13 protein-coding genes are annotated in these 16,962 nt (G+C 59.6%); 10 read left to right on the top strand and 3 right to left on the bottom strand.

Annotation, left to right across the window (positions count from 1 at the left end):
• Positions 1-49 precede the first annotated feature (49 nt).
• The 5 genes from IC231_RS09620 (at position 50) to preA (ending at position 7,016) form a co-directional block, all read left to right on the top strand.
• Positions 50-1,402 carry an aminotransferase class III-fold pyridoxal phosphate-dependent enzyme gene (locus tag IC231_RS09620; protein ID WP_190784312.1) on the top strand — a complete coding sequence of 451 codons (1,353 nt, stop codon included), beginning with the start codon at positions 50-52 and terminating at the stop codon, positions 1,400-1,402.
• 146 nt (positions 1,403-1,548) lie between these two features.
• A complete protein-coding gene (gene hydA / locus IC231_RS09615) occupies positions 1,549-2,925 on the top strand; it encodes a dihydropyrimidinase (protein WP_190784311.1) in 1,377 nt (458 codons plus the stop codon).
• Positions 2,926-3,157: 232 nt separating this feature from the next.
• Positions 3,158-4,024, top strand: coding sequence for a nitrilase-related carbon-nitrogen hydrolase (locus IC231_RS09610; protein WP_190784310.1), 867 nt, complete (start codon positions 3,158-3,160; stop codon positions 4,022-4,024).
• Positions 4,025-4,169: 145 nt separating this feature from the next.
• Positions 4,170-5,510 (top strand): FAD-dependent oxidoreductase, encoded by a 1,341-nt coding sequence (locus IC231_RS09605; protein ID WP_190784309.1) that lies wholly within the window; start codon positions 4,170-4,172, stop codon positions 5,508-5,510.
• A gap of 111 nt (positions 5,511-5,621) precedes the next feature.
• Positions 5,622-7,016, top strand: coding sequence for an NAD-dependent dihydropyrimidine dehydrogenase subunit PreA (preA, locus tag IC231_RS09600; protein WP_190784308.1), 1,395 nt, complete (start codon positions 5,622-5,624; stop codon positions 7,014-7,016).
• An 8-nt stretch (positions 7,017-7,024) separates the two neighbouring features.
• Here preA and IC231_RS09595 read toward each other — a convergent pair whose 3' ends face one another.
• Entirely contained in the window at positions 7,025-8,365 is a 1,341-nt protein-coding gene (locus IC231_RS09595) for an ATP-binding protein (RefSeq protein WP_190784307.1), read from the bottom strand.
• 227 nt (positions 8,366-8,592) lie between these two features.
• Between IC231_RS09595 and IC231_RS09590 the strand changes: the two genes are divergently transcribed.
• The 4 genes from IC231_RS09590 (at position 8,593) to IC231_RS09575 (ending at position 13,787) form a co-directional block, all read left to right on the top strand.
• A complete protein-coding gene (locus tag IC231_RS09590) occupies positions 8,593-9,990 on the top strand; it encodes a sensor histidine kinase (protein WP_190784306.1) in 1,398 nt (465 codons plus the stop codon).
• A 224-nt stretch (positions 9,991-10,214) separates the two neighbouring features.
• The gene (locus IC231_RS09585) at positions 10,215-11,783 is read left to right on the top strand and encodes a SulP family inorganic anion transporter (RefSeq protein WP_317173268.1); all 1,569 of its coding nucleotides are present in this window, start codon (positions 10,215-10,217) and stop codon (positions 11,781-11,783) included.
• Positions 11,784-11,889: 106 nt separating this feature from the next.
• Positions 11,890-12,657: a carbonic anhydrase gene (locus IC231_RS09580; protein WP_211538974.1), complete on the top strand. Its 768-nt coding sequence runs from the start codon at positions 11,890-11,892 to the stop codon at positions 12,655-12,657.
• A 182-nt stretch (positions 12,658-12,839) separates the two neighbouring features.
• The gene (locus tag IC231_RS09575) at positions 12,840-13,787 is read left to right on the top strand and encodes an NAD(P)-dependent alcohol dehydrogenase (protein ID WP_190784304.1); all 948 of its coding nucleotides are present in this window, start codon (positions 12,840-12,842) and stop codon (positions 13,785-13,787) included.
• A 66-nt stretch (positions 13,788-13,853) separates the two neighbouring features.
• Here the strand turns inward: IC231_RS09575 and IC231_RS09570 are convergent, their stop codons facing one another.
• The gene (locus IC231_RS09570; RefSeq protein WP_190784303.1) at positions 13,854-14,282 is read right to left on the bottom strand and encodes an EamA family transporter; all 429 of its coding nucleotides are present in this window, start codon (positions 14,280-14,282) and stop codon (positions 13,854-13,856) included.
• Between the two features lie 172 nt (positions 14,283-14,454).
• On the opposite strand from IC231_RS09570, the gene IC231_RS09565 reads away from it, so the two are divergent.
• Entirely contained in the window at positions 14,455-15,414 is a 960-nt protein-coding gene (locus IC231_RS09565; protein ID WP_190784302.1) for a formylglycine-generating enzyme family protein, read from the top strand.
• Between the two features lie 839 nt (positions 15,415-16,253).
• Here the strand turns inward: IC231_RS09565 and IC231_RS09560 are convergent.
• Entirely contained in the window at positions 16,254-16,793 is a 540-nt protein-coding gene (locus IC231_RS09560; RefSeq protein WP_211538973.1) for a glycine-rich domain-containing protein, read from the bottom strand.
• Positions 16,794-16,962 lie beyond the last annotated feature (169 nt).

The raw sequence follows: 16,962 nt of genomic DNA, 5'->3' as shown, positions 1-16,962 counted from the left end.
CATGACGTTCTGATTAGCGAGTCAGAAAATACCCATTTACCTCTGCAAAATGGAAACCGCCTTCGACACCGACAAAGAACAGATTCTGCACGACAACCTCGACCACACGCTGTTTTCGTGGTCGAAGCAGGCGGGGCTGAACCCGATTAGCGCCGAGCGGGCCGAGGGCGTGTACCTCTGGGACCGGGACGGCAAACGCTACATCGACTTCTCGTCGCAGCTGATGAACGTGAACATCGGGCACGGCAACCAGCGCGTGACGGAGGCCGTGGCCGCCCAGATGCGGGAGCTGAGCTACGTGTATCCGGGCATGATTACCAAGGCCCGCGGCGACCTGGGCCGCAAGTTGGCGGAAATCACGCCGGCCAATCTCACCAAGGCCTTTTTCACGCTGGGTGGGGCCGAGGCCATCGAAAATGCCATCAAGCTGGCCCGCGTGTACACCGGCCGCCACAAAATCGTGACGCTGTACCAGTCGTTTCATGGCGCTTCGTACGGGGCTATGAGTGCCGGCGGCGACCCGCGCAAATTTGCCGTAGATAGCCAGGCTATGCCTGGCGTGGTGCACGTCGAGAATCCGTATTTCTACCGCTGCCCGTGGTACAGCGCCACGCCCGAAGAGTGCGCCGAGCGGGCTGCTGCTGCCATGGAACGCATCATCGGCTACGAGAACCCCGGCAGCGTGGCGGCCATCATTCTGGAAGGTGAGTCGGGCACGTCGGGCTGCATCAAGTACCCGCCCGGCTACTGGCAGCGCATCCGCGAAATCTGCGACCAGCACGGAATTCTGCTGGTGGCCGACGAGGTGATGAGCGGCTTCGGGCGCACCGGCAAGTGGTTCGGCTCCGACCACCACGGCGTGAAAGTGGATCTGATGTGCATGGCCAAAGGCATTACGGCCGGCTACCTGCCGCTGGGCGCCGTGATGGTGGATGAGAAGATAGCGCATCACTTCGACGACAAGCCGCTGCCACTAGGCCTCACGTATTCGGCCCACCCGGTTTCCTGTGCCGCCGCCGTGGCGGTGCTGGATGTGTACGAAGAGGAAAACCTGCTCGAAAATACCGTGCAGATGGGCCGTTACCTCGACGAGCGAATCTGCGACCTGATGGGTGAGCATCCCAGCATCGGCGACTGGCGCAACACCGGCTTGTTCGGCTGCCTGGAACTGGTGAAAAACCGCCAGACCAAAGAGCCCATGGCCCCCTGGAACGCCGCGCCTAGTCAGATGGAGGTGATGAACCAAGTGATGGCCAAAATCCGTGAGCTGGGCATGTACACCTTCGTGCGCTGGAACTACATCTTCATCTGCCCGCCGCTCTGCATCACCAAAGAAGAACTGGACGAAGGCCTCGCCATCATTTCCGAAGCCCTGCGCATCGCCGACGCGCACGTGCACTAACCCGCTCTTTTCCTGCCTATTGCCCGGCCCGCATTCGTGCGGGTGCCGTTATTGCTTTTGCTTCTAAGTCAGGCGGAAACGCTTGTTTTTGGTGGGGCAAAACGCTACTTTTCTCAATTGCAACTCTCTCATAGTTTGTAGGTTTGATGGCGACTTTACTGGTGAAAAATGGCCGCGTCGTGACGGCCGATTTTGATGCGGTGTGCGACATTCTGGTGGAGGGCGAAACTATTGCCGCCATCGGCCGCAACCTGCCGGCCAACGGGGCAGAAGTCATTGATGCCACCGGCAAAATCGTGGTGCCCGGCGGCATTGACCCGCACGTGCACCTGGACATGCCGTTTATGGGTACGTTCAGCTCCGATACGCACGAAACCGGCACCCGCGCCGCGCTGCACGGCGGCACCACCACGGTCATTGATTTCGTGCTGCAGAAGCAGGGCCACTCGCTGCGGGAGGCCCTCACGGAGTGGCAGGGCCGCGCCACCGGCACCGCCGTCGGCGACTACTCGTTTCACATGGCCGTGACGGATTTCAACCCGAGCACCAGGGAGGAAATCAAGGACATGGTGGCCGAGGGCATTACATCATTCAAAACGTTCATGGCCTACAAAGGCGCACTCATGATTGACGATGCGCAGATGGTAGGTTTGATGCAGGAAGTGCGCCAGCACGGCGGCCTCGTGACGGCCCACGCCACCAACGGCGACCTGATTGACACGCTCATCGCGCAGCACCGCGCCGCGGGTAAGCTCACGCCCCGCTACCACTACCTCTCGCAGCCCGAAGTGACGGAAGCCGAGGCGTCCGGCCGCTTCACGGACATTGCCAACTATACCGGCGTGAATGCCTACATCGTGCACCTCACCTGTGAAGGTGCGCTGAACCAGGTGCGCGAAGCCACCCGCCGCAACCAGCGCGTGTTCGTGGAAACCTGCATTCAGTACCTGCTGCTCGATGCCGAACTATACGGTGAAGAGTTTGAGGGTGCCAAGTGGGTGATGTCGCCGCCGCTGCGCGAGAAAAAGGACCAGGACACGCTCTGGGCCGGCATCAACCAAGGCCTCGTGCAGGTGGTGGGCACCGACCACTGCCCGTTCAGGTGGGAGCAGAAACTGATGGGAAAGGACGACTTTTCAAAGATTCCGAACGGGCACCCGGCCATCGAGCACCGCATGGAGCTGCTGTTTTCGGAAGGCGTGCAGAAGGGGCGTATCAGCCTGCAGAAGTTCGTGGAAGTGACGAGTACCAACGCCGCCAAAATCTTCGGCATGTTTCCGCGCAAAGGCACCATCAGCATCGGCGCCGACGCTGACTTAGTCATCATCGACCCGGACGCCAAGCACACCATTTCCGCCGCCACGCACCACATGAACGTCGATTACTCGGCCTACGAAGGCTGGGAGCTGACCAGCAAAATAGAAACCGTGCTGCTGCGCGGCCAGGTAGCCGTGCATGCCGGCGAAACCAAGGTTGGACGCGGCTACGGCCAGTTTATCAAACGCGGCAAAACGGCCTTCTAAACAGGATTTCAACCCGCAATTCAGACGATACACTCTCTCAACTTAACCGTCATTCCGAGCGAAGGCGCAGCCGAGGAATCTCGCTAGTGTGGTAAATACCACCACAACCTCAGCACGCGAGATTCCTCGGCAAGCTCGGAATGACAGTTCACCCACGTCCTGATAGTGCCTAAAAGCACAGAACTACGGCTCAGATATTTGATTTTCTCCCTCACTTAATTTCCTCTCCATCATGCCCAGAATCGTTAAATCCGGCCTTATCCAGATGAGCCTGCCCATGACTGAAGGGCAGGGCAGTATAGAGGAAATAAAAGAGGCCATGGTGCAGAAGCACATTCCGCTGATTGAGGAAGCCGGCCGCCAGGGCGTGCAGATTCTGTGCCTGCAGGAAATCTTCAACACGCCCTACTTCTGCCCCGGCCAGGACAAAGCGTGGTATACCTCGGCCGAAGCCGTGCCGGGCCCCACGACGGAGCGCATGGCCGAATATGCCAAGAAGTACAACATGGTCATCATTGTGCCGGTGTACGAGCGGGAGGCGGCGGGCTTCCTCTACAACACGGCCGCCGTGATTGATGCCGATGGCACCTACTTGGGCAAGTACCGCAAGAACCACATTCCGCACACCTCCGGCTTCTGGGAGAAGTTCTTTTTCAAGCCCGGCAACCTGGGCTATCCGGTATTCCAGACCAAATACGCCAAAGTAGGCGTGTATATCTGCTACGACCGGCACTTCCCTGATGGCGCGCGGGTGCTGGGCCTGAACGGCGCGGAAATCGTGTACAACCCATCTGCTACGGTGGCGGGCCTCTCGCAGTACCTCTGGAAGCTGGAGCAGCCGGCCCACGCCGCCGCCAACGGCTACTTTATGGGCTGCATCAACCGGGTGGGAGAGGAGAAGCCCTGGAATCTGGGCCGGTTCTATGGTAGCAGCTACTTCGTGGACCCGCGCGGCCAGATTTTCGCCCAGGCCTCAGAAGACAAAGATGAATTGCTGGTAGCCGAATTCGACCTCGATATGATAGAGGAAGTGCGCTCTACCTGGCAGTTCTTCCGCGACCGGCGCCCCGAAACCTATGAGAAGCTGGTGGAGCTGTAGCCTTCCGTACTGTCATCCTGAGCCTGTGAAGGATCTTTTCACGTGTGAACCACCAGAACAACGATTCGTTCTGGTGTGAGAGGGCCTTTCGCAGGCTTAGGATAACAGCAGATGTGTATTTCCTTATAACTAAAGCCATAAACTCGTGGCCGAATACTCCCCCCCAACTTCCGAGCAGGAATTCCAGGCGAACTTTGCGCAGCTCAAGCCGCGCATGAACCGCACTGAGGCTATGCTGGAAAGCTCCCGCTGCTTGTTCTGCTTCGATGCGCCCTGCATTCAGGCCTGCCCGTCGGGTATAGACATTCCACAGTTCATCCGCCAGATAAACACCGGCAACGTAACGGGCGCGGCGCGCACCATTTACGAGGCCAACTACTTCGGCAATGCCTGCGGCAAGGTTTGCCCCACGGAAGTGCTCTGCGAAGGCGCCTGCGTGTACAATCTGCAGGACGTAAAACCCATCGAAATCGGGCGGTTGCAGAGCTTCGCCACGCGGGCCCAGATGGACAGCGGAGAGGCCCTGTTCGGGCCGGGCGCCCCCACGGGCCGGCGGGTGGCCGTAGTTGGGGCGGGTCCGGCCGGCATCAGCTGTGCCTGCGAACTGCGGGCCCTGGGGCACGAGGTGGACGTATTCGAGGCCAAAGCGCAGCCTTCGGGCCTGACCGTATACGGTGTGGCGCCCTACAAAATCACAAACGAGGAAACGCTGGCCGAAATGGCCTATCTGCAAGGGCAGTTTGGCTACTCGGTGTACTACCACGCGCCCATTGCCAGCCGCGCTGATGTGGAGAAGCTGGAAGCCAGCTACGACGCCGTGTTTCTTGGCATCGGGCTGGGCAGCACCAGCACGCTGGGTTTGCCGGGCGAAGACAGCGCCGGCTGCGTGGGTGCGGTGGAATTCATCGAGCAGCTGCGCCAGCAGCACCACGCCATAGCCGTTGGCCGCCGGGTGGTAGTGCTGGGCGGCGGCAACACGGCTATGGATGCTGCCTCCGAGTCGGCCAGAATGGGGGCCGAGCACGTGACGCTGGCCTACCGCCGCAGCAAAGCCGATATGGGCGCCTACGACTTTGAGTACGACCTGGCCAAAGGCGTGGGCGTGGAAGGCTTATTCAACGTAGCCCCCGTCGAAATTACCGGTAATGGCAAGGTGGAAGGCGTGCGGTTTGTGCGCACCGCCACCACCGGTGGCCAGGTGCAGCCCGTGCCCGGTAGCGAGTTCGTCGTGCCTTGCGACATGGTGATAAAAGCCACCGGCCAGAGCAAGCAAACCACCTTTCTCGGCCTGATTGATGGCCTGCAGCTCGATGCCAAGGGCCGCATCATCCTCGACAGCCGCACCGGCCAGACCACCAACCCGCGCTACTTCGCCGCCGGCGACGCGGGCAATGGTGGGGCCGAAGTAGTGAATGCCACCGCCGAAGCCAAAGTGGCAGCGCGCGGCATTCACGAGTATCTAATGAGTCAGGACCTGTCATCCTGAGCAGCGCGAAGGACCTTCTTGTATCTGGGGCAATCGAACGAGGGTCTGACGTGAGAAGGTCCTTCGCTCCGCTCAGGATGACAAACTACACAAATTCAATCTGCTTGCGCCATGCCAGACCTCTCCATCAACTTCGCCGGTATCAAGTCGCCTAACCCGTTCTGGCTGGCCTCGGCGCCACCTACCAACTCCGGCTATCAGGTGATGAAGGCCTTTGATGCGGGCTGGGGCGGGGCCGTGTGGAAGACGCTGGGCGTGCCCGTTGTGAACGTGTCGAGCCGCTACGGCGGCGTCAACTACCGCGACAAGCGCCTGATTGGCTTCAACAACATCGAGCTGATTTCGGATAGGCCGCTGTCGGACAACCTGCGCGAGATTGAGGAAGTGAAAAAGCGGTTTCCGCAGCACGCTGTCATTGCCTCGCTGATGGTGCAGAGCCGGCAGGAGTGGCACGACATCGTGCGGGCCTCGCAGGATGCCGGTGCCGACGGGCTGGAGCTGAACTTCGGCTGCCCGCATGGCATGTGCGAGCGGGGCATGGGCTCGGCGGTAGGGCAGGAGCCCAACGTGCTGCGCACCATAGTAGAGTGGGTGATGGAAGTGGCTACGGTGCCGGTTATCGTGAAGCTCACGCCTAATATCTCCGATATAACCGAGCCAGCGCTGGCGGCGCGGCAGGGCGGGGCCAACGCCATTTCGCTCATCAATACCATCCAGAGCATTGTGGGCGTGGACCTCGACCAGTTTTCGCCCTATCCGATAGTGGACGGGCAGGGCACCAACGGCGGCTACTGCGGCCCGGCCGTAAAGCCCATTGCCTTGAACATGGTGAAAAACTGCGCCCAGCACCCCGGCGTGCAGCTACCCATTTCTGGCATCGGAGGCATTGAGAACTGGCGCGACGCCGTGGAGCATATTCTGCTGGGCGCGAGCAGCGTGCAGGTGTGCACGGCGGCTATGCATTTTGGTTTCGGCATCATCCGGGAAATGACCAGCGGACTGGAGCAGTATATGCGTGAGAAAGGCTTTCAGACCATACAGGATATGGTGGGTCGGGCGCTGCCCAACGTGAAGCACTGGGAAGAGCTGAACCTGCACTACAAAGTCACGGCCAGCATCAACGAGCAGAAGTGCATCGGGTGCCAGCTCTGCTACACGGCCTGCGAAGACGGCGCCCACCAGGCCATCCGGCTGAATGAAGGCACCCGCGTACCGGAAATCATCGACGAAAACTGCGTGGGCTGCAACCTCTGCTCCCTGGTGTGCCCCGTGGAAGAGTGCATCACGATGGAGCGCCGCGACGACGGCAGCCGCCACGAAACCTGGCAGCAGCGCACGGTGGCCGGCAATATCCCGACGGAGTTTGAGGACGAGCGGGCCGGCGGCCGCCACCACTGGGTGCCCGAGCCGGCTGCCGCCCTGGGCAAGGAAAAGCATAAAACGCTGCCCGGCAAGGCCCGGCAGTTTGAGCCCGTGCCCACGAGTCCGCCAGTTGTACGCGAGTAGCTGTTTGCTCAGCCGAAGGCTTCCTTCTGCCGTTGGATGGCCCGTTCAAAGTCGGCAGTGGAAACGCGCTGGCCATGCTGCCGAACCGCCACCGCGCAATGGCGCAGCACATTACTAATGGCGCCACCCGTTAGCTGGTGCTGCCGGGCCAGAACTGAAAAATCCACGTCGGGAGCTACTGGTATACCCGCAAACGCCTGCCGCCATAGCTTCTCCCGCTCGGTGGGGCCGGGCAGCGGAAACGGCAGCACCGCGTGGAAGCGGCGAATAAAACCTTCATCCAGATTGCCTTTGGCAGTGGCTGCCACCACAATCAGCCCCGGAAACTGCTCCATGCGCTGGAGTAGGTAACTGATTTCCTGATTGGCATACCGGTCGTGAGCGGAGCCTATGGTGGTGCGTTTGCCGAATAGTGCCTCGGCCTCATCGAAAAGCAGAATCCAGCGCTGCCGCTCGGCCATATCAAAGAGGCGGCTCAGGTTCTTTTCCGTTTCGCCGATGTATTTCGATACCATTGCCGACAAATCCACTCGGTACACGGCCGTGCCGGTAGTTTTCCCCAGTAAACTGGCCGCCAGGGTTTTGCCGGTACCGGGCGGGCCATAGAACAGCACCCGGTAGCCAGGCTTAAGTTGGCGGGTCAGGTGCGCGTCCGGCCCCTGGCTGCCTTGCTGAGTCAGCCAGGCTCGTATGTTGTGCAGCTGCTCCTGGGTGTCTGGTTCCAGTACCAGCTCATCCCAGGAAAGAGGAGTGGTGACAAGCTGAGCCAAGGCCGCGACACTCGCCGGCCGGCGCGCGCCGTGGCCGGCCGTAAGCAGGGCCAGCGCCTCGGGCGTAATCGTCAGCGCGCCGCTCAGGGCAGGTTCCGCCGCATCGGGAGTGCCTAGCTCAATGAACCCGGCTGTAATCAGAACGGAATCAGCGAAAAGATGAAACTGATAGGGCAGGCGGCGTGCCAGGTCGTTGCCGGCCAGCAGAAACAGCGCGGTTTCGCCGGTAGGCAGAAAGCCCGCGTGGTTGCGGCCCTGCAGCCCGCCGAATTCCGTGAAACGACGGTCGTAGAGGCTGTTGCGGGCGAAAAAGCTATCCAGCGCCTGCGGCCGGAAATGCGGGGCCAGCGCCAGTGCCAGCACCAGCCGCTCGGCCCGGCCCAGCTGCTCACGCTGTACCAGCCGGCTATAGGCATCGGTAGCCTCGGCCGGCAATTCGGGTGCGGGCAGGTCGTCACGCGCTGCGGCTCCGCTTTCAGCCCCAAAATATAGCTGCAGGCGCGCATTCAGCACGGCGGAAAGCCAGTCGAACTCACGGGCGAGAGTAGCAGCAAGAGCAGCTGGGCGGGGAGCTTCCAAGGCAAGGCGCTAAAAGGTGGTGGGCAGTGTAGGCGGGAGCCACAGTTTTCTGGAAAGCCTGGCTCCGCCTGTCTAAAGATAGAAAAAGATGAATATTTGAGCAGGAGGAGCAGCCCCTGGATAGTAACGTCTCTGGCCTGGCCGTTGACAAACAAAACCATTTGCTCCGGCCAAGCGGTTTCTTTGTGCCAGCTTACGGCAGATTCTCACGACTATTTCCTTTCCCAATGACCATTCGGCTCCGGCTGGCGCTGCAGTTTGCGGCTATTCTGGCCTTCACCCTGCTGCTGTTTTCCCTGGTAATTTATTTCTCCACTTTCCGGGCCCGGCAGGAATCCTTCACGGAGAACCTGTTTGCGCGGGCCCGGATTGTGGCCCACGTGTACCTCGATGGTACCGGCCGGGCTGATGAAGGCAGCCGCGCCTCGTACCGGCGCTACCTACGGCAGTTCTACCGCACGCTGCCCGAAGAAGAAGTGCGCGTATACAACGCGGAAAATCAAGTGGTTTTCCGCGAGGGCCAGCTTTCTGATGTGCCGCTACCCCTGGAGTTGCTGGCGGCCGTGCGGGAGGAAGGCCGGGAAGTGCAGCTGCGCGAAAACTTCGGCCAGACAGTCGGAATGCTGTACCGCGACAAGGACCGGGGCGACTTTGTGGTGGTGGCTTCTTCCGTGGATACCGACAGCCGTGACAAATTGGGCAGTCTGCGCCGGATTCTGGCCAGTGGCCTGCTCGCCTCCTTTATTATTGTGAGCATCGGCGGCTGGTTTTTTGCCGGACTGGCCCTGCGGCCCATACAGAAAGTGGTGCGTGAAGTAGACAGCATTACGGTAACGGACCTGCACCGCCGCCTCTCGCAGGCCGGTGGCTACGACGAAATTGCGCACTTGGCCCAACGTTTCAACCAGCTCCTCGACCGGCTGGAAACAGCCTTCGCCGGCCAGCGCACCTTTGTGCGCGACGCCTCGCACGAGCTGCGCACTCCGCTCACCGTCATTATCGGGGAGCTGGAAGTGGCGCTGCTGCAGGAGCGCAGCCCGGAAGAATACCGCCGGGTACTGCAGAGTACGCTCGATGCTTCCCGCCTGCTCAAAGACCTGACCAATGGCCTGCTGCAGATTGCGCGGGCCTCCGACGACCCCTCCCAGGTGCCCCTGACCATTGTGCGCCTCGACGAGCTGCTGCTGCAGGCACACGAGGAAGTACAGCGCCGCAACCCTACGTGCCGCGTCGACCTGGAATTTGGTGATGTACCGGCCATGATACGGCATCCATTTGCTGTGAAAGGAAATGAGGCCCTGCTGCTCTCCGCCTTTCTGAATGTGCTGGAAAATGCCTGCAAGTTTTCTAAAGACTCCAAAGAACCCATTGTGGCTAGCCTGACCACCACTGCTTCCCGCGTGTTTCTGGAAGTGCGCGACCATGGCGTTGGCATGACCGAAGCCGACCGGCAGCAGGTATTTGTGCCTTTTTTCCGGGCCGAAGCCATCCGGACGGTGCCGGGCCACGGTATCGGGCTGCCGCTTACTTCCAAAATCATGGCCCTGCACGGCGGCAGCGTGCGGGTAGAAAGTGAGCTGGGTGAGGGCACTCAGGTATGGCTTCACTGGCCTGCGCTTGGATAAAAACCTCAGAGCAAAAGGCTCATAATCTGCTATTTTGACTCCTCAGGCCGTTTTAACTTCCTTTTAACGCTCTTTTAACCGGGTCTTAATTACCTGCGTGTAGACTTGTGGACCGTTCCTGCTACCTGGGCTGATTTCTGATCAGTACCAGTTCCACACTTGACAAGTCTACCTCCATGCTTCAAACAGCATCCGCCCCTGCGCAAAGGGCAACCACCGCTACAGTGCCTCCTCCCGCGCCCAAAGGTCCTTTCAGCTCGCTGGGCAAGGACGCTCCGGCAGGACTAGTTGTATTTCTGGTGGCGTTGCCGCTTTGCCTGGGTATTTCGCTAGCCTCCGGAGCGCCTCTGCTGGCCGGTATCATTACCGGCATAGTAGGAGGGGTGATGGTATCGTGGCTGAGTGGCTCACAGCTCAGCGTGAGTGGCCCCGCCGCCGGCCTCACGGCCATTATCCTGACTGCTCTCCAAACGCTGGGCTCGTTTGAAGCCGTGCTGGCGGCTACCGTCATTGCCGGTGCTCTACAGATCGTAATGGGGCTGGTCCGGGCCGGTATCATTGGTCTGTACTTCCCCACCTCTGTTATTCGGGGCATGCTGGCCGCTATTGGTCTGATCCTGATTCTGAAGCAGATTCCGCACCTGCTCGGGGTAGATACCGACTACTTCGAGGACATGAGCTTTCTGCAGTTCGATGGCCAGAACACGTTCAGCGCCCTGAGCGGAGCCTTGCGCTCCTTTGGCTGGGGGTCAGCTCTCATCGGGCTGGTGTCATTGAGTGTGCTGCTCCTCTGGGAAAATGTGCTTGCGAAGCGTGTGGCCGTGCTGCGCATGATTCCGGGGGCGCTGGTGGTCGTGCTGCTTTCCATTGGGATCAGCTCGCTGCTGGATGTGGCCCTGCCGGTACTGCGGGTGCGGCCCGAGCACCTGGTGCAGCTGCCCAACATCACCTCGTGGTCCGACTTTATCAACATATTCACGCAGCCTAGGTGGTCGGCTTTCATGGTGCCTGCCACGTACACCGTTGCTTTCACAATTGCCATTGTTGCGTCGCTGGAAAGCCTGCTGAGCGTAGAAGCGGTTGACAAGCTGGACCCCCAGAAGCGTGCCACCCCTACCAACCGGGAACTGATGGCCCAGGGAGCCGGCAACATGGTGAGCGGCCTGCTGGGCGGCCTGCCGATGACGGCCGTTATCGTGCGTAGCTCTGCCAACATCAATGCCGGTGGCCAGACCCGCATGTCGGCCTTTCTGCACGGGCTGCTGCTGCTCATCAGCCTGCTGTTTCTGGATACCATTCTAAACAAGATTCCGCTGTCGGCGCTGGCGGCTGTGCTGCTGGTAGTAGGATACAAGCTGACGAAGCCCGCTCTCTACCGTACGCAGTGGAAACTGGGCTGGCGGCAGTTTCTGCCCTTCATCATCACGATTGTGGCCGTGCTCCTGACGGACCTGCTGAAAGGCGTTACCATCGGGCTGGTAGTGGGCATCTTCTACATCCTGAAAACGCACTACGAATCGGCTTACTTCCTGCGCCAGTCGCCGGAGCTCCAGGCAGCCGGTGTGTACCACCTGAAGCTGAGCGAGCATGTCTCTTTCCTGAACAAAGCCAGCATCATCCGGATGCTGGAGCAATTCAGCCCCGGCAGCCGGGTCATCCTCGACGGTACTGAGTCGGAGATGATAGACTACGACGTGTTGGAAGCCATTGAGAACTTCCGCCAGTCGGCTGCCGACCGGGGCCTGAACCTGGAGTTGCGGGGTATTCCGCAAGTCGAGGTAATGGGCCACTAGAGCCGGTCAGAGCAGCAGGACATCGACAGGCAACAGGGCAGCCGGGCCGCCCGGTGCGGCTTCGCCTCCTAACGGCTGGTTTTCTCTCCATTCCCTCCCACTGGCCATGAGCATCAAGCAGATTTTAGACAACAACGAGAAATGGGTAGCTGACCGGAAAGCCGCAGATCCTGAATTCTTCAACCGGCTGGCCGATGGCCAGAAGCCCAAATACCTGTTTATCGGCTGCTCCGATTCGCGGGTGCCGGCTTCGGCCATCACCGGCACCGGCCCCGGCGAAATGTTCGTGCACCGCAACATCGCCAACATGGTGGTGCACACCGATTTCAACATGCTGTCGGTGCTGCAATACGCCGTGGAAGTGCTGGGCGTAGAGGACATTCTGGTGGTGGGCCACTACGGCTGCGGTGGGGTAGCTGCCGCCGCCGCCAACAAGCAATACGGCCTGATAGACAACTGGCTGACCAACATCCGCGACGTGATTCGGGTGCACGAGCGGGAATTTCTGCGCATCAAGAATGAGGATGAGCGGCTGCGCCGTTTGGTAGAGCTCAATGTGATTGAGCAGGTCCGGAACTTGGCCAAAACCAACATCATCCAGAATGCCCGCAAAACCAGCAAGCCGCCCCGCCTGCATGGCCTGGTGTATGACATCAAGGAAGGCCTGCTCCGGGATTTGCAGCTAAACGACGAAATAGGCGACCTGGACCACATTTATGGTACCGAGGCCATGAAGTACGCCGAAGAGGTATTTGAAGAACAACCCGGTTTCAATCCGCAGGCCGACAAAGGCAAGCGTGTTTCGGAATCGGAAGTTATGGCCGCTGGCAGCAAGGACAAGGAGCACAAGCCCCACCTTCAGAAAACCAGTTAGCGGCTTCCCGCCTTGCCCCTGGGCAAGTTTACGTAGTTAAGTGTGGTTGGAACCGCCGTAGCCTTTGGCTACGGCGGTTTTTTTTGTGGAGGAGGGCCGGCAGAATGCTGCGTTGACGAACCTGCTTCCCCGCTTATTGCGTAGGCGGGCTAGAATCTTCTGTTTTCTAAACTTCGGCTCCCATGCAAGCTGTCTACTACACGCAATACGGCTCCGCCGACGTCCTTCACTACGGCGAGCAGCCGACCCCCACACCCAAAGCCGACCAGATTCTGGTGCGCGTGCGGGCCAGCAGCGTCAACCCTATCGACTGGAAAGTGCGCCAGGGCGAAATGAAGCTGCTCACATGCCACAGGTTTCCCAAGATTCCGGGCCGCGACGTGGCCGGCGAGGTAGCGGCCGTCGGCGACAATGTCACGCGCTTCCAGGTCGGCGACCGGGTGTACGGCATGGCGGCCGACGGCGTGGGCGGGGCTGCCGCTGAGTACGCGGTGCTGGCCGAAACCAGCGCGGCGTTTGTGCCGCCGCTGCTAAGCATGGAGCAGGCAGGAGCGGTGCCGCTGGCCGCCCTCACGGCGCTGCAGGGCCTGTACCACCACGGCCGCTTGCTTTCCGGCGACCGGGTGCTCATCAATGGGGCGTCGGGTGGCGTGGGCTCGTTTGCGGTGCAGATTGCCCGGGCGCTGGGTGCCGGCGAAATTACCGGCGTGTGCGGCCCCGACAACCAGGAACTGGTACGCACGCTCGGCGCCGACCGGGTCCTCAACCACAAAGAGCAAGACTTCACCGCAGACCATAGCCGCTACGACGTGATATTCGACGCCGCCGGCAAGAGCAGCTTCAGCGCCAGCAAAAACGCCCTGCGCCGCCTGGGCCGCTACGTCACGACCATCCCCGACCCGGCCGGCATGGTGACAGGCACCTTTGCGGCGGCCTTCTCCGATAAGAGCCAGGCCATGTTTCTGGCCAAAAACAGCGGCCCGGATATGGCCCTGCTTTCGGCATGGCTGCAGGCGGGCACTCTCAAGCCCGTTATCTACAAAACCTTCGCCCTGCGCGACCTGGCCGACGCGCACCGCCTCAGCGAGAAAGGTGGCACGCCCGGCAAAATTGTGCTTACTGTGGAGTAGCTGGATTGGTGGATTGTGGAGTGGTGGGTTGATATCTGGACAATCTACAATCCACCAATCCACCACTTACTCGGCGGGCTTGGTGAAGGCTATCAGGATGGCGCCGCCGGCCATGAAGGCTGCGCCCAGAAGCACCTGCCAGGTTACTTTTTCCTTCAGAAAGAACACGGCCAGCAGAATGGAAAACACCAGCGAGATTTTGTCGAACGATGAGGTGCGTGAGGCCTGTCCCATCTTCAGGGCCTGAAACGAGAACAGCGACGAGGCGCACGTGATAATGCCCGCGGTAATGAGAAACAGCCACGTGCGGCGGTCAATCTGGGCTACCTGCGGCAAGTGGCCCTGCCATGCCACTACGCCCCAGGCCACGCTCACAATCAGTACCGACTGGATGGCAAAAGCCACGCTGGATTCTATGTTCTTGACGCCTACTTTGGAAAGCGTAACTACCACAGCCGCCGACAGTGCTGCCAGCAACGAAAAGACTATCCACATACACGATGAAAAAGAAGTGATATTCGGGTAGAAGTACGCAGCCGGTCTGCACTTGGCCGAAAAGCAGGTTCCACTAATTCAGGGATATATGTCTGTAGTGAATACAGGGCGCGGGAAACAGGTAACGCTGAACCGCCTGCATCAACACGACAGCGGGCCCAGCAACACAACCATGAAACCAGGAATACTTTTGCCGGCTCTGTTATGGCTGGTGCTGACCGGCCGGGCGGCTACGGCGCAACAGCATGTGAATGCGCCCGAACCGCCCGGCACCATCCGCCTAGCCGAAAATCTGTTCATCGACGAATCGGAAGTGGCCAATATCCACTGGCTGGAATACCTGCAGCGCATCCGCCTCGATTCGTCTGAAACCTACTACCGCAGCCAGCTGCCCGACTCAACGGTCTGGAAAGCTATGGCCGCGGCGCCGCCAACGGCCGTGGCCGGCATCCCAACGGCCATCATTTATTTCCGCTATCCGGGTTTCCGCTACTATCCCGTGGTGGGCATCAGCTACGAGCAGGCCGTAGCCTATTGCAAATGGCGCAGCGCAGTCGTCAACGAGTCCTTGCTGCAGTCGACGGACTTCCGGAAAAAGCACCCCGAACTGCGCGGCTACGACCTGACGGTGGAATACCGCCTGCCCACCGAAGCCGAGTGGCAGCAGGCGGCCGCAGGCTCGCTCGGCAGCGGCCACACGCCGGCCGCGTTGGTGCCGCCCAGCCCCAAAGCCCGGCCAAAGCCTGTAGCTACGCGCAAAGAGCCCGGCCTCGACTCCTGCCTGGTTGCGCTGCAGATTCCGGCCGCCAGCGCCATCTACAAGCTGCCATACAACCTGCGCGAAAACTATTACACGACCGAAACCAACCAGGTATTTGAGTGCTCGGCGAAGCCCGGCCAGCTGGGCTTGGAGTACGTGTACGTGAACCCCGCCAACTACCTCGGCCTCTACAACATCATCGGCAACGCCGCCGAAATGACGGCCACAAAAGGCATAGCGAAAGGCGGCTCGTTCCAAAGCTCCGTGCTGAGCCTGAAACTGGAGTCGCGGCAGCTCTACCAGGGGCCGCAGAGCTGGCTGGGTTTCCGCTGCGTGGCTACCGTACGTATGGTGCGGCGGGTGGGGCAGTAGATGAAATCCATTGCCTATAGCAATGGTTTTCAACTGAGTTTTCTAGTCTCCACCGCAACCGCCACAGCCCGAGTCGCCTCCGCAACCCGAGTCATCTACCCCGTCTGATTGGCTTCCGTGCCCTCCGGCGTCCGTGTGGCTGTCGAAGTGGTGTCCACAGTTGTACCATGAGCTAGGGCTGCTGTCAGTACTGTCAGAACTATCAGTGGCAAATACGGCACCGTGTTGTTCCGTTTGAGCCCGGAATAGCTCCCGATCAAGAATATGGCCGAGAGGAGAACGAAATGTGGGAAGCAAAAATAAGATTCTCCCAAGCTGGCTCGCCAGGACAGTAGCTGCTTTTTCATCCCGTTGAGCAATGCGGTTTAGCGTAATATCCTGATGTGTGAGCCACTCCGTTAACCGCATACGCAGTGCGTTGCCGGATGGCACGAGTTGCCGAATTCCCAGTAGCCGCTGCCACCAGTTTTGAGAGTACAGCGAAGGTAAGGGCCCCTGCAAATGTACTGTTCCCGAAAATCGTGAGGCAGACTCCGCCACCTGGAAAGCCAGTTCAACAAAATGTCTTAAAAGAAGCTCCGGAAGGTTCTGTTTTAGGAATGGCCGGAGCAGTAAGATTTCATAGGCCCGGGGTTGATAGTCGTAAAAAGCCGGCCCGGGCCGTACATAAATAGCGCTGGTGCTACTTGGCGGACGCTGAATCAGCCGATTTCCAAGAACCAACACCTGTTGGCGCAGTAGCTCTAAAAATGTGAGGCGCAATTGCTGCTGCTGCGAAGGCGTAGTGTCAGCAAGCAAAAGCAGTATTTCCGTGGGACGCGCCTGCTGAAGAAAGGCTGTTATTTCCGGTACCATGGGAGCGAAAATCGGGGTGCCAGCCACTTGGTAGATAAGTTGACTCTCTGAAAACGGGAAGGCCGGAAACGCACAGCCGGTGAGGGCCAAAGGTCGGGTGGTGGCAACTGGCCAAATACCTCAGCATAGCATTTCAAAGTTTGGTCATACCAGTTGTTGAACTTAGCACGCTCTTGTCTGTCCCCGTGTGTAGGACCGTGGTGAATGACCTTTTGCAGGGTATACTGGCAGAAGTCAATCCAATAAGAACGAGTGTAAAGCAGATGCAAATGCCATACTTGGTCTACCTCATCGGAAGGAGTAAGAGGTTGATTTGTAGTGCAGAGCAGGAAAATAAAGCGCTTGTATTCTGCCACGGCCCGCAAGGAAAAAGTCAGACTCCAGCCATTTTCGCGGGCCAGCCGGCTGGTAAATGAAAGCGCCGCTGCCGGATCATCCAACTCAAAGCGCTGAATTTTATCCCATAACTCAGGCTGCAGCAAAGGCATCACAAAAAGCACGGGGTAGTTGGGGGGATTTGACAATGCCAACCACGGAAAATGCGGCTGCAAAAGCAAGTTTCAGATACGCAGGATGAAATTGGAAAGGCCCTTTTCATCCCAGGGAATTGTTGAATTAGCTGGTTCTACCCGACCTTTCCTGCGCGTATCTTTGTTGATTCCCTTGCCAGCGCAAAGCCGGCACCATTCCCTC

Origin of the sequence: Hymenobacter duratus (assembly GCF_014698995.1) — a bacterium.
In the GTDB taxonomy this organism is placed as follows: domain Bacteria; phylum Bacteroidota; class Bacteroidia; order Cytophagales; family Hymenobacteraceae; genus Hymenobacter; species Hymenobacter duratus.
This window is presented reverse-complemented; position numbering and strand designations above follow the sequence as displayed.